Origin of the sequence: Arthrobacter sp. BPSS-3, from assembly GCF_044628475.1 — a bacterium.
Classification (GTDB): Bacteria; Actinomycetota; Actinomycetes; order Actinomycetales; family Micrococcaceae; genus Arthrobacter.
Genome location: NZ_JBIMMV010000002.1, coordinates 31,231 through 43,879, shown reverse-complemented (window position 1 = coordinate 43,879; position 12,649 = coordinate 31,231). Strand labels below are relative to the sequence as shown.

11 protein-coding genes are annotated in these 12,649 nt (G+C 69.6%); 8 read left to right on the top strand and 3 right to left on the bottom strand.

Annotated elements, in window-relative coordinates; translation table 11 throughout:
• Positions 1-213 precede the first annotated feature (213 nt).
• Positions 214-1,674, bottom strand: a complete 1,461-nt coding sequence (locus ACFVY3_RS03160; RefSeq protein WP_290257355.1) for a GuaB1 family IMP dehydrogenase-related protein — start codon at positions 1,672-1,674, stop codon at positions 214-216.
• Positions 1,675-1,935: 261 nt separating this feature from the next.
• On the opposite strand from ACFVY3_RS03160, the gene ACFVY3_RS03155 reads away from it, so the two are divergent.
• The 5 genes from ACFVY3_RS03155 to ACFVY3_RS03135 all read left to right on the top strand — a co-directional run bounded on the left by ACFVY3_RS03155 (position 1,936) and on the right by ACFVY3_RS03135 (position 8,156).
• On the top strand, positions 1,936-5,739 hold the full coding sequence (locus ACFVY3_RS03155) for a multifunctional oxoglutarate decarboxylase/oxoglutarate dehydrogenase thiamine pyrophosphate-binding subunit/dihydrolipoyllysine-residue succinyltransferase subunit (protein WP_400158739.1): 3,804 nt from the start codon (positions 1,936-1,938) through the stop codon (positions 5,737-5,739).
• Positions 5,740-5,858: 119 nt separating this feature from the next.
• A complete protein-coding gene (locus ACFVY3_RS03150; RefSeq protein ID WP_290257353.1) occupies positions 5,859-6,458 on the top strand; it encodes a GDSL-type esterase/lipase family protein in 600 nt (199 codons plus the stop codon).
• 89 nt (positions 6,459-6,547) lie between these two features.
• Complete coding sequence (locus tag ACFVY3_RS03145; protein ID WP_290257352.1) at positions 6,548-7,375, top strand: DUF4097 family beta strand repeat-containing protein; 828 nt, start codon at positions 6,548-6,550, stop codon at positions 7,373-7,375.
• The gene (locus ACFVY3_RS03140; RefSeq protein WP_400158738.1) at positions 7,375-7,977 is read left to right on the top strand and encodes a PadR family transcriptional regulator; all 603 of its coding nucleotides are present in this window, start codon (positions 7,375-7,377) and stop codon (positions 7,975-7,977) included. Before ACFVY3_RS03145 ends, ACFVY3_RS03140 begins: the two co-directional genes overlap by 1 nt.
• 104 nt (positions 7,978-8,081) lie before the next feature.
• Entirely contained in the window at positions 8,082-8,156 is a 75-nt protein-coding gene (locus ACFVY3_RS03135; RefSeq protein ID WP_369299106.1) for a 50S ribosomal protein bL37, read from the top strand.
• Positions 8,157-8,257: 101 nt separating this feature from the next.
• Here ACFVY3_RS03135 and rsrA read toward each other — a convergent pair whose 3' ends face one another.
• Positions 8,258-8,518 carry a mycothiol system anti-sigma-R factor gene (gene rsrA / locus ACFVY3_RS03130; RefSeq protein WP_290257350.1) on the bottom strand — a complete coding sequence of 87 codons (261 nt, stop codon included), beginning with the start codon at positions 8,516-8,518 and terminating at the stop codon, positions 8,258-8,260.
• Positions 8,515-9,294 (bottom strand): sigma-70 family RNA polymerase sigma factor, encoded by a 780-nt coding sequence (locus tag ACFVY3_RS03125; protein ID WP_400158737.1) that lies wholly within the window; start codon positions 9,292-9,294, stop codon positions 8,515-8,517. The genes rsrA and ACFVY3_RS03125 overlap by 4 nt, the downstream gene beginning before the upstream one ends.
• A gap of 262 nt (positions 9,295-9,556) precedes the next feature.
• Here ACFVY3_RS03125 and ACFVY3_RS03120 point away from each other — a divergent pair, with 262 nt between their 5' ends.
• The 3 genes from ACFVY3_RS03120 to ACFVY3_RS03110 are packed head-to-tail and all read left to right on the top strand — an operon-like array spanning position 9,557 to position 12,633.
• Positions 9,557-10,105, top strand: a complete 549-nt coding sequence (locus tag ACFVY3_RS03120) for a DoxX family protein (protein WP_290257349.1) — start codon at positions 9,557-9,559, stop codon at positions 10,103-10,105.
• A gap of 7 nt (positions 10,106-10,112) precedes the next feature.
• Positions 10,113-11,534, top strand: a complete 1,422-nt coding sequence (gene aroA / locus ACFVY3_RS03115; protein ID WP_400158736.1) for a 3-phosphoshikimate 1-carboxyvinyltransferase — start codon at positions 10,113-10,115, stop codon at positions 11,532-11,534.
• Positions 11,518-12,633, top strand: a complete 1,116-nt coding sequence (locus ACFVY3_RS03110) for a ribosome small subunit-dependent GTPase A (RefSeq protein ID WP_290257347.1) — start codon at positions 11,518-11,520, stop codon at positions 12,631-12,633. Before aroA ends, ACFVY3_RS03110 begins: the two co-directional genes overlap by 17 nt.
• Positions 12,634-12,649: the final 16 nt, after the last annotated feature.

The window sequence follows — 12,649 nt, the reverse complement described above, 5'->3', positions numbered from 1 at the left end:
ACGCGTGCCGGGCGCACGGGCTGTGCCGGGCGGCGGGAGTGTGATGGGCGCGTGAACGGGGTTTGCCGGCTCTGTGGGTGGACTGGGCGGGAACGGCGTGCGTTCCGCGCTGACAGCCCCCAGGCCGGCACCTAGATTTACTGTCCATAAGACTTTCAGTCTACAGGAGCACCGTTCCCCGCCACCGGGGTGTTTCCCGCCGCCCGGGCGCCGCTACCAGCTCTGCGGGACCGGGCGGCCTTCCTCGTATCCGGCGGCGGACTGCAGGCCCACCACCGCCCGCTCGCGGAAGGCGGCCAGGTCCGTGGCGCCGGCGTAGGTCATGGAGCTGCGCAGGCCGGCGGTGATCATGTCCAGCAGGTCTTCCACGCCCGGGCGCGCCGCGTCCAGGTACATCCGCGAGGTGGAGATGCCCTCCTCGAAGAGCGCCTTGCGGTCCTTGTCGAAGGCGCCCTCGCGCTGGTTGCGGTTCTGCACCGCCCGCGCCGAGGCCATGCCGAAGCTTTCCTTGTACTGGCGGCCGTTGGCGTCCAGCTGCAGGTCGCCCGGGCTCTCGTGGGTGCCGGCGAACCAGGAACCGATCATCACCTGGCTGGCCCCGGCGGCCAGGGCCAGGGCCACGTCGCGCGGGTAGCGGATGCCGCCGTCGGCCCAGACGCGGCCGCCCGCGGCCCGGGCCGCAGCGGAGCATTCGAGGACGGCGGAGAACTGCGGGCGCCCGACGGCGGTCATCATGCGGGTGGTGCACATGGCCCCGGGGCCGACGCCTACCTTCACGATGTCCGCGCCGGCGGCGATCAGTTCGCGGGTCGCCTCGGCGGTGACCACGTTGCCTGCCACGACGGGGACGCCGGGGTTGAGGCCCTTGACGGCGGCCAGTGCGTCGAACATCTTCTGCTGGTGGCCGTGGGCGGTGTCCAGGACCAGGACGTCGACGCCGGCGGCGAGCAGTTCGGCGGCACGGCCGGCCACGTCCCCGTTGATGCCGACGGCGGCAGCCACCTTGAGGGATCCCCCGGCGTCCAGCGAGGGACGGTACAGCGTGGAACGCAGCGCACCCTTGCGGGTCAGGACGCCGGCCAGCACGCCGTCGCGCTGGACCGGGGCGAAGTCCGTGCCCGCGGCATCCATCGCCTCGAAGGCCCGGCGCAGCGCCTGGCCCGAATCCTCCCCGGCGGCGTCGAGGTCGGCGGCGTCGAACACCAGCGGCTGGTGGCGCATCACGGAGCCCAGCGACGCGAAGCGGTCCTGGCCCTCGAAGTCCGCGGCGCGGACAACGCCGGCGACAGCACCGGCGTCGTCCACCACGACGGCGGCGCCGTGCGGACGCTTCCCGATCAGGTGCAGGGCATCGATCACGGTGTCGGTGGTGCTCAGCCGCACCGGAGTCTCGAAGACCGCGTGCCGGGACTTGACCCAGGAGGCGACATCCCGCAGCACCTCCAGCGGGACGTCCTGCGGCAGCACGGCCAGGCCGCCGCGGCGGGCCATGGTCTCGGCCATCCGCTTGCCGGTCACGGCCGTCATGTTGGCCACCACCAGCGGAATCGTCGAGCCGGTGCCGTCGTCCGCGGCGAGATCGACATCCAGCCGGGACGTGACCTCCGACCGGGACGGGACCAGGAAGAGGTCCGAGTAGGTCAGGTCGGTGCTGGGCTCACTAAGGAAACGCACGGTTGCTCCTTGCCGGAAAAGGGGTTCTCCGAACGATTCTAGGCGAGCCCTGCGACACTCCGGCGGCCGGCCCGAACCCGCTATTCCCGGCCCGCTACGGCCAGGCAATGATTTGAGTCACGCTTATTGGCGGATTCGCGCGGGTCGTCACTAGACTGGCAAAGGTCTGGGTTCACTGGACGAGGAGAACTGGTTCGATTGACGTGCTGCGGCACCGTGGAAACCAGCGGGAATCAAACTCATGGAAGAGGCGTATTTCAAGTGCCAGAGCAGCCAAGCCACCGTCTACCCGAGGAATTTGGCGGAAACGAGTGGCTCGTTGACGAACTGTACGAGCGGTACCAGCAGGACAAGAACACGGTAGACGCCAAGTGGTGGCCCCTGTTCGAGTCCTTCGAAGCCAGCGACGGTTCCTCGACCAACGGCGCGACGGCTCCGGCCGCAGCCCACCCCACCACCCGCGAACTCCCTGTCGTGCCGCCCGCCGCCCCGGCCCAGGCAGCCCCTGCCGCCCCGGCTCCTGCCGCCCCGGCTGCTGCGCCCGCCGCTGCCGCCCCGGCCCCCGCCGCCCCGAAGGCTCCGGCCACCGTGGCCCGCGACGGTGCGAAGACCGCAGAGCCCGGCGCCGGCACCCAGCCCATCCCGGCCCAGCTCCCCAAGAACGTCAAGGCACCGACCGCCCCCGAAGAGGACGTCGTCTCCGTCCTCCGCGGCCCGGCGAAGGCCATCGCCGCCAACATGGTCACCAGCCTCGAGATTCCCACCGCTACCAGCGTCCGCGCCATCCCGGCTAAGCTGCTGATCGACAACCGCGTCGTGATCAACTCCAACCTGGCCCGCGCCCGCGGCGGCAAGGTTTCCTTCACCCACCTGATCGGCTACGCCGTCATCCGGGCCCTCGCCCAGTTCCCCTCCATGAACGTCTACTACGACGTCGTCGACGGCAAGCCCTCCGCGGTGCAGCCGGCGCACGTGAACTTCGGCATCGCGATCGACATGCCCAAGCCGGACGGCACCCGCCTCCTCATGGTCCCGAACATCAAGAAGGCGGAGACGCTCAACTTCTCCGAGTTCTGGCACACCTACGAGGACCTGATCAAGCGCGCCCGCAACGGAAAGCTGACCGCCGACGACCACGCCGGCACCACGGTCTCGCTCACCAACCCGGGCGGCATCGGCACCGTGCACTCGGTCCCCCGCCTCTCCAAGGGCCAGGCCGCGATCATCGGCGTCGGCGCGCTGGATTACCCGGCCGAATTCCAGGGCGCCAGCGAAAAGATCATCGCCCAGAACGCCATCAGCAAGGTCCTGACCCTGACCTCCACCTATGACCACCGCGTCATCCAGGGTGCCGGCAGCGGAGAGTTCCTGAAGCTGGTCCACCAGCTGCTCCTCGGCGCGCAGGGGTTCTACGACGAGATCTTCGAATCCCTCCGCATCCCCTACGAGCCCGTGCGCTGGAGCCCGGACCTGCAGGTGGACCCGGCCGACGAAATCAACAAGGTCGCCCGGATCCAGCAGCTGATCCACTCCTACCGTGTCCGCGGCCACCTGATGGCGGACACCGACCCGCTCGAGTACGTCCAGCGCAAGCACCCGGACCTCGACGTCCTGACCTACGGCCTGACCCTCTGGGACCTGGACCGCGAGTGGCCCACCGGCGGCTTCGGCGGCAAGCCGATGCTGAAGTTCCGCGACATCCTGGGCGTGCTCCGCGACGCCTACTGCCGCACCACCGGCATCGAGTACATGCACATCCAGGACCCGGCCGAGCGCAAGTGGTTCCAGGACCAACTGGAGCACCCGTACTCCAAGCCGAGCCGCGACGAGCAGCTCCGCATCGTCTCCCGGCTCAACGCCGCCGAGGCGTTCGAGACCTTCCTGCAGACCAAGTTCGTCGGCCAGAAGCGCTTCTCCCTAGAGGGCGGCGAGTCGCTGATCCCGCTGCTGGACGCCATCATCTCCGACGCCGCCGACGACGGCCTCGACGAGGTTGCGATCGGCATGGCCCACCGCGGCCGCCTGAACGTGCTGACCAACATCGCCGGCAAGACCTACGCCCAGGTCTTCCGCGAGTTCGAGGGCACCCAGGATCCCCGCTCCGTGCAGGGCTCCGGCGACGTGAAGTACCACCTCGGCACCGAGGGTACCTTCACCTCGGACAACGGCAAGCAGACCAAGGTCTACCTCGCCGCCAACCCCTCGCACCTCGAGGCCGTGGACTCCGTGCTCGAGGGCATTGTCCGCGCCAAGCAGGACCGCCTCGACCAGGGCGAGACCTTCCCCGTGCTGCCGATCATGGTCCACGGCGACGCGGCCTTCGCCGGCCAGGGCGTCGTCGCGGAGACCCTGAACCTCTCCCAGCTGCGCGGCTACCGCACCGGCGGCACCATCCACGTGGTGGTCAACAACCAGGTCGGCTTCACCACCGCGCCGTCGTCCTCGCGGTCCTCCACCTACTCCACCGACGTCGCCAAGATGATTCAGGCGCCCGTGTTCCACGTGAACGGCGACGACCCGGAGGCCGTGGTCCGCATCGGCCAGCTGGCCTACGAGTTCCGCCAGCGGTTCCACAAGGACGTCGTCATCGACATGGTCTGCTACCGCCGCCGCGGCCACAACGAGGGCGACGACCCCTCGATGACCCAGCCGCTGATGTACAACCTGATCGAGGCCAAGCGCTCGGTCCGCAAGCTCTACACGGAGTCCCTGATCGGCCGCGGCGACATCACCGAGGAAGAGGCGGAGCAGCTGCTGCGCGACTACCAGGAACGCCTGGAGCGGGTCTTCGCCGAGACCCACGCCGCGCAGACCTCGCCGATCCCGGTCATCACCGCGGACACCGGCGCCGTCTCCGACCTGGAGCTCCCCTCGGCCCAGCAGTCCGACACCGGCTCCGGAGCCCCCGAGTCCACCGCGATCTCCGCGGAGACCCTGGCCCGGATCGGCAAGGCCCACATCGAATACCCCGAGGGCTTCACCGTCCACGCCAAGCTCAAGCAGCTGCTGGAGAAGCGTGAAGTGATGTCCCGTGAAGGCGGCATCGACTGGGGCTTCGGCGAACTGGCTGCCTTCGGCTCGCTGACCATGGAGGGCGTCCCGGTCCGGCTCGCCGGCCAGGACTCCCGCCGCGGCACCTTCGTGCAGCGCCACGCCGTCTTCCACGACCGTGCCAACGGCGACGAGTGGACCCCGCTGGCCAACCTCACCGAGGACCAGGCCAAGCTCTGGATCTACGACTCCCTGCTCTCCGAATACGCGGCCATGGGCTTCGAATACGGCTACTCGGTGGAGCGCCCCGACGCGCTCGTGCTCTGGGAGGCCCAGTTCGGGGACTTCGTCAACGGTGCGCAGACCATCATCGACGAGTTCATCTCCTCCGCCGAGCAGAAGTGGGGCCAGCGGTCCTCGCTGGTGCTGATGCTCCCGCACGGCTACGAGGGCCAGGGCCCGGACCACTCCTCGGCCCGGATCGAGCGCTTCCTGCAGCTCTGCGCCGAGGAAAACATGATCGTGGCCAACCCCACGACCCCGGCCTCGCACTTCCACCTGCTGCGCCGCCAGGCCTACAGCCGTCCGCGGAAGCCGCTGATCATCTTCACCCCGAAGCAGCTGCTGCGCCTCAAGGCGGCGGCGTCCTCGGTGGAGGACTTCACCTCGGGCGCCTTCCGCCCGGTCATCCCGGAGCACGAGCAGCTGCAGGCGGACGCCGTCGAGCGCGTGCTGCTGGTCTCCGGCCGGCTCTACTACGACCTGCTGTCCACGCGGCAGAAGACCGGGGACACCACGACGGCGATCGTCCGCGTCGAGCAGCTCTACCCGCTGCCCGCCGAGGAGATCGCGGCCGAACTGGCCAAGTACCCGAACGCCGAGGTTGTCTGGGCCCAGGACGAGCCCGCGAACCAGGGTCCGTGGCCGTTCATCGGCCTGAACCTGCCGGACGCACTCGACCGCCGCGTGCGCCTCGTCTCCCGCCCCGCCTCCGCCTCCACGGCGGCCGGGTCGATGAAGCGCCACGCCGCCGAGCAGGACACCTTGCTCAAGCAGGCATTCGCACGTAAGTAGCACCGGGCTGCCCGGCCGGAAGTGGACCACCACGAACCGGCCGGGCAGCGTCGTTTAAACCAGCAGCCGGGTCCGTGGGCAGCGTCCCGGGTCGGGGCGCAGGGAGTGAAGAGGTAGACGTGGAAGATCGTAAGCTGCGGATCGCAGCCGTGGGAGATGAACTGCTGGCCGGCATGGGCGATCCCCGCGCCCTGGGCTGGCTGGGCCGGGTCCTGGCGCGCACGCCGCAGGACGGCCTCAGCCTCGAAAGCTACCCGCTGCCCTGCCCCCAGGAGGGCACCGAGGGCCTGGCCGAGCGCTGGCTTGAGGAAGCCGGCCGCCGCTTCTCCCCGCAGAGCGAGAACCGGCTCGTCATCGGCCTCTCCGGACGGGACATCGAATTTGGCCTCTCCACCGCCCGCAGCCGGCTCAACCTCGCCAACATCCTGGATTCGGCCTCGCAGAACAAGATCGAAGTCTTCGTGGTGGGGCCGCCGCCCACCCTCGACCCGGCCCAGAACCGCCGGCTGGGGGACCTGAACACCGCGTTCGCCGACGTCACCACCCGCCGCAAGCACCTCTACGTGGACACCTTCTCCCCGCTGCTCAACCACGACCAGTGGCGCCAGGACCTGGCCGCGAACGGCGGGACCCCGGGGCAGGCCGGTTACGGCCTGATGGCCTGGCTGGTGCTGCACCGCGGCTGGTTCCAGTGGCTGGGCATCGCCACCCCGGAATAGGACGCGATATATCTTGACCCCTGCCTTCCCTGGCGGTAGCGTGGTGCCATCAACGCGATATATCGCATCCTGCAGCCGAAGAGGAAACCATGGAAGAGAACTCATGGACCGTCACCGGTCCCCGGACCATCGACGTCGACGGCGTCCGTTCGCTCAAACTCGGCATCGTCCGGGGCCGCTTCGACATCGTCAGCCATGACGAGGACGTGGCCCGGATCGAAGTCTCCGCGATTGACGGCGACCCGCTGGCCATCAGCCTGACCGACGGCCGGCTGGAGATCCGGCACCAGCTGCACGGACCGCAGGGCTGGTTCAAGAACCTCATGGGCACGGTCAACAACAACTCCACCAACTCGGTGGTCATCAGCATCGCCCTGCCCGCCGGCGTCGATGTCGAGGCGGGCACGGTCAGCGGCGACGGCATGGTCTCCGGGCTGACCGGCCACACCCGGCTTAACACCGTCTCCGGCTCCGTCCTGGCCGACGGCACCGAGGGCGAGCTCGGGGTCAACACGGTCAGCGGCGAGGTCATCGCCCGCAACCACCGCGGGGTCCTGACGGCCAAGAGCGTCTCCGGCGAGGTCACCGCCTCCGGCGACTTCAGCAACATCCGCGCCAACACCGTCAGCGGCGACCTCAGCTTCGACCTCTTCGGCTTCACCCAGGACTTCGGCGCCAATTCCGTCTCCGGCGACGTCACGGTCCGGCTCCCCCACGACGTCGGCGTGGACATCATCGCCAAGTCCGCCAGCGGCGCCGTCGTCATCGACAACCAGCAGTACACCCAGCCCGGTGGCAGCGTCCAAACCATCGCCGGCCCGGACGCGAAGCTGATGCTGGTGCGGACCAACTCGGTCTCCGGCAAGACCGCGCTCTTCCACCGCCAGCCGGAACCGGGCAGCGAAGCGGGCCTCTGATGCCGCCCGTCTTCGCCCACGGCGCGCTCCGGCTCTACCTGCTGGCGCTGCTCGAATCGGGTCCCAAGCATGGCTACGAGCTGATCAAGGCCCTCAGTGACCGCTTTGGCGGCACCTACTCCCCCAGCGCCGGGACGATTTACCCCCGGCTGGGCAAGCTCGAGGAAGAAGGGCTGGTGGCCACCAGCTACGAGGGCCGGCGCACGAACTACAGCATCACCGACGCGGGCCGGGTGGAGCTGGACCGACGGCGGGACGAACTCGCCGCGGTGGAAAGTGACATCTCCGCCTCCGTCCGGCGCCTGGCCGATAAGCTGCGCGACGACATCCGGAGCAACATGCAGGGCCTGCGGGCCGACCTGGCCGCGACCGCCGAAGCCGCCCGCGGCGCGGCCCGGGCCGGAGCGGCGTCGCGCTACTCGCGGGAGGGCGACCTCCGGCTGCGCGAAGCCGAAATGCTGGTGCAGTCCTTCCGCGACGACATCCGGGTGGAACTGCGGCGGCACGCCGGGCAGGAACCGGTCAGCCCGGTGACCCTGGAGACCGTCAGGACCGTCCTGGACCAGGCCCGGATCTCCATCCGGAACTCCCTGGACGGATGACGGTCCGACCCTGGCGGCAACGCCCGTCCGGTTCGCGGCGGCCCCGCCAATGTGGGAGACTTGAGGGCAGCTCTTTTGAGTACTAAAAATTAAGGAGGCCAGCTATGAGCAAGCGTGCACGTAAACGTCGTGACCGTAAGCGTGGCGGCGCGAACCACGGTAAGCGCCCCAACACCTAAGCCACGGCTTGGATAGACAGCTTTAAAGCCGAAGACCCCGGAAACCATCTGGTTCCGGGGTCTTCTGCTGTCTCGACCGGCCGTTGTTGCCGGCGGCCGGCTCAGGCGTCGGCCGGCTTGTACGAGTGGATGCGGTCGAGGATGGAGTTCTTGAGGTTCTCCGGGGCCGCCTCGGAGCAGGAGCGCTTCACCATGACCCGGATGACACACTCCAGGTCATACTGCTCATGGCATTCCGGGCACCCGTCGAGGTGGTCCTTGATCTCTGCAATGTCGTCGTGCGTCAGGGCGCCGTCGAGATACTCGTAGATGCGCTGCATCCGGGTGTCTTCGCAGTCGCCCAGTCCCTGGCAGTCGCTCATTTCCTGTTCTCCTGATTGTTGCCTTCGGCCGCGGCGGTCTCGCCTGCGGCCCTGAATCCCCGCTCAGCCGCGTAGTCGGCCAGCATGTCCCGCAACATGCGCCGCCCGCGGTGCAGCCGGGACATGACGGTCCCGATCGGGGTGTTCATGATGTCTGAAATTTCCTTGTACGCGAAGCCTTCGACGTCGGCGAAGTACACCGCCAGCCTGAACTCCTCGGGAATGGACTGCAGCGCCCGCTTCACGTCGGAGTCGGGCAGGTGGTCCAGCGCCTCCGCCTCTGCCGAGCGCAGCCCCGTGGAGGTGTGCGATTCGGCGCGGGCCAGCTGCCAGTCCTCGATGGTGTCCGAGTTCGACTGCAGCGGCTCGCGCTGACGCTTGCGGTACAGGTTGATGTACGTGTTCGTCAGGATGCGGTACAGCCAGGCCTTGAGGTTGGTTCCCGGCTTGTACTGGTGGAAGGCGGAGAAGGCTTTGGTGTAGGCCTCCTGCACCAGATCCTCAGCATCCGCGGGGTTCCGGGCCATCCGCATCGCCGCCGAATACAGCTGGTCGACGTACTGCATGGCGTCACGTTCGAAGCGGATGCGCCGCTCCTCCGTGCTTTCGACGTCGGTGTCCAGCGGCGTGCCGCTGCCGTCCACCGCGACGGTTTCGCTGGCGGCGCGCTCGGCCGCAACGTCCTCGGCGGTGGTGTCCCGGTCCGACGGGGTGGCGGCTGCATCGTTCCCGGCTGCCTGGTGCTTGGCCGCGACGGCCGGATCCATGGTGCTCATTGCCTTCAAGTCTACTGTCACCGCGGGCCTGCCACCGGTTGTGATGGTTCCCGGCGGACCCGCGAAGGCGCGGGCCCAGGGGTTGGCGACGTCCGTGTCGGTCCGTTCCGTGGTCTGAACCAGAGTCAAACTTCCACCTCTCCTCGCTTCTTGCGGCACTACCTGCACAACCCCCGTCAGCGGGCAAATATTCCGCAAAAGTGCAAGACTAGAACCGGTTCCCCGCAGAACACCCGCGGTTCATCCCTCCAGGAGGAAATTCATGTCGCCAGTCCGGTTCTTCGCCCGTCCCATGCTCGCCTCCAGTTTCGTGCTCGCAGGCATGGACAAACTGCGGAACGCGGACGATACGGCCACCCAGCTGTCCCCGCTGCTGAGCCGCGCTGCCGACGCCCTCCCCTTCCAGACCTCCGAGAAGACCCTCGCCCGCGTGATCGGGGGCGCCCAGGTGGGCGCCGGCGCCTGCTTCGCCCTCGGCAAGTTCGCCCGCCTCTCCGCGACGGTCTTGGGCGTCATCTCCGCCCTCAACGCCTACGTCGAGTGGCGCTCCGCCGACATCTCGTCCAAGGAAGGACGCGAGAACCGGCGCAAGCAGCTGCTCAAGAACATCACCCTGACCGGCGGCGTGCTCCTGGCCTCCGTCGACACCAACGGCAAGCCGAGCCTGGCCTGGCGCGCCGAGCACCTCGCGGCCGACGCCCGCCGCTCCACCGCCCACCTCGCGGCCGACGCCCGCAAGAGCACCGGCAAGAAGCTGAAGAAGGCCGACAAGGCGGTCCGCAAGGCCGTCGACAACGCCGTCGGAGCCTAGAGCGTCAATGTCTGGTACTGCCCCCGCCGCAGCTGAATCCGTGCCCGCCGGGGGCGGCCCGCACTGGCCCGCGCCCTTTGCCGGCCACCCGGTCGACGCCACCGTCACGGTCCCGGGCTCCAAGTCGCTCACCAACCGCTACCTGGTGCTCGCCGCCCTGGCCGACGGCCCTTCGCGGCTCCGCGCCCCGCTGCATTCGCGGGACTCGGCCCTGATGATCGCGGCACTGCGCCGTCTCGGGGCGACCATCACGGAGGTCCCCGGCGACGGCGCGTTCGGCCCCGACCTCGAGGTGCTGCCGGTTGCCGCCGGGGCGTCCACGGGGTCGGCCGACATCGACTGCGGCCTGGCCGGCACCGTGATGCGTTTCGTCCCGCCGCTGGCCGCACTGCGGCGGGGCCGGACGGTGTTCGACGGCGACCCCCACGCCCGGCTGCGGCCGATGGACACCATCATCGAGGCCCTCACAGGACTCGGCGTCGACGTCGCCGCACCCGACGGCGGCCCGGCGACGGCCCTCCCCTTCGCCGTCGAGGGCACCGGTGAGGTCCGGGGCGGCCACCTGGTCATCGATGCCAGCGCCTCGTCCCAGTTCGTCTCCGCCCTGCTGCTGGCCGGCGCCCGCTTCACCGAGGGACTGCACCTTGAGCACCGCAGCGCGGCCAACCCCGGCCAGCCCGTCCCAAGCCTCGACCACATCGCGATGACCGTCGCCACGCTCCGGGAGCTCGGCGTCACCGTCGACGACTCCCGCCCCAACCACTGGATCGTCTCCCCCGGCCCCATCCGCGCCTTCGACCGCAGGATCGAGCAGGACCTCTCCAACGCCGGACCGTTCCTCGCCGCGGCCCTCGCCACCCGCGGAACCGTCCGCATCCCCGACTGGCCGGAAGGCACCACGCAGGTCGGCGACCTCTGGCGCGACATCCTCGCCGCGATGGGTGCAACCGTCAGCCTCGAGGGCGGCACCCTGACCGTCACCGGCGGCCGGTCCATCAGCGGCGGCACCTTCGCCGACACCAGCGAACTCGCCCCCACGGTCGCGGCACTCTGCGCTTTGGCCGAAGGCCCCTCCACCCTGACCGGCATCGCGCACCTGCGCGGCCACGAAACGGACCGGCTCGCCGCCCTCGTCACCGAGATCAACCGGCTGGGCGGCGACGCTGAAGAAACCGCCGACGGCCTCGTCATCCGGCCCGCGCCGCTCCATGGCGGGGTGGTCCGCAGCTACGCCGACCACCGGATGGCCACCGCCGGCGCCATCCTGGGCCTCGCCGTCCCCGGCGTCGAGGTCGAGGACATCGCCACGACGGCCAAGACCATGCCGGACTTCCCGCGGCTCTGGGCCACCATGTTGGCCCCGGCCGATGGCACCGGTACAGACGAGGCCCGTGCAGACAAGGACGCCGCCGGTGGCCCGCAGCACTGACTCCTGGGACGAATCCGACGTCCGGATCCGCCCGAACAAGAAGGGGTCCCGGCCGCGCACCAAGGACCGGCCCAGCCACGACGACGCCGTGACCGGCCGGATCATCACGGTGGACCGCGGCCGCTACACCGCGGTCGTCGCCGAGGGCACCGATGAAGAGCGCACCGTGATCGCAGCGCGTGCCCGCGAACTGCGCCGCAATCCGGTGGTGGCCGGCGACTTCGTCTCCCTGGTCGGCAACGTCAGCGGCGAACCGGACACCCTCGCCCGGCTGGTGAAGATCCAGGACCGGCGTACCCTGCTGCGCCGCAGCGCCGACGACACCGATCCGATCGAGCGGGCCGTGGTGGCCAACGCGGACCAGTTGGTGGTCGTCGTGGCCGCCGCCAACCCGGAGCCGCGCACCGGCTTCATCGACCGCGCACTGGTGGCCGCCTACGACGCCGGGATCGAGCCGCTGCTGCTGATCACCAAGGCCGACATCAAGGACCCGGCCGAGCTGCTGGCGAACTACCGCCACCTCGACCTGCCCGTCATCATCTCCAAGACCGCCGATGCCTCCGCCTCCGGCATCGACGCCCGCTCGGACGACGGCCTCTCCGCCCGGCTGGACGGCCCGGCCGTCGCCGAACTGCACGGCTACCTGGACGGCAGGGTCACCGTCATGCTCGGTCACTCCGGCGTCGGCAAGTCCACCATGGTCAACGCCCTCACGGGGGCGGAGCGGGCCACCGGCGGCGTCAACGCCGTCACGGGCCGCGGCCGCCACACCTCTTCCTCCGCCCTGGCGCTGAAGGTCACGGATGCCCCGGCCGGCAGCTGGATCATCGACACCCCCGGCATCAGGTCCTTCGGGCTGGCCCACGTGGACCCGGACCGCATCCTGCGTTCCTTCCCCGACCTGGCCCCCGGCACCGAGGACTGCGAGCGCGGCTGCAAGCACGACGCCACCGCCGTCAACTGCGGTGTGGACGCGTGGGTGCAGGCCGGCCACGCGGGACCCTCCGGCCCGGCCCGGCTGGCCTCGCTGCGCCGGCTGCTGGGCACCGACCCGCGGCAGGAAGCCCAGGAGACCAAGGAACTGGGCACGGTCTCCTGACCGTACGTCACCCATT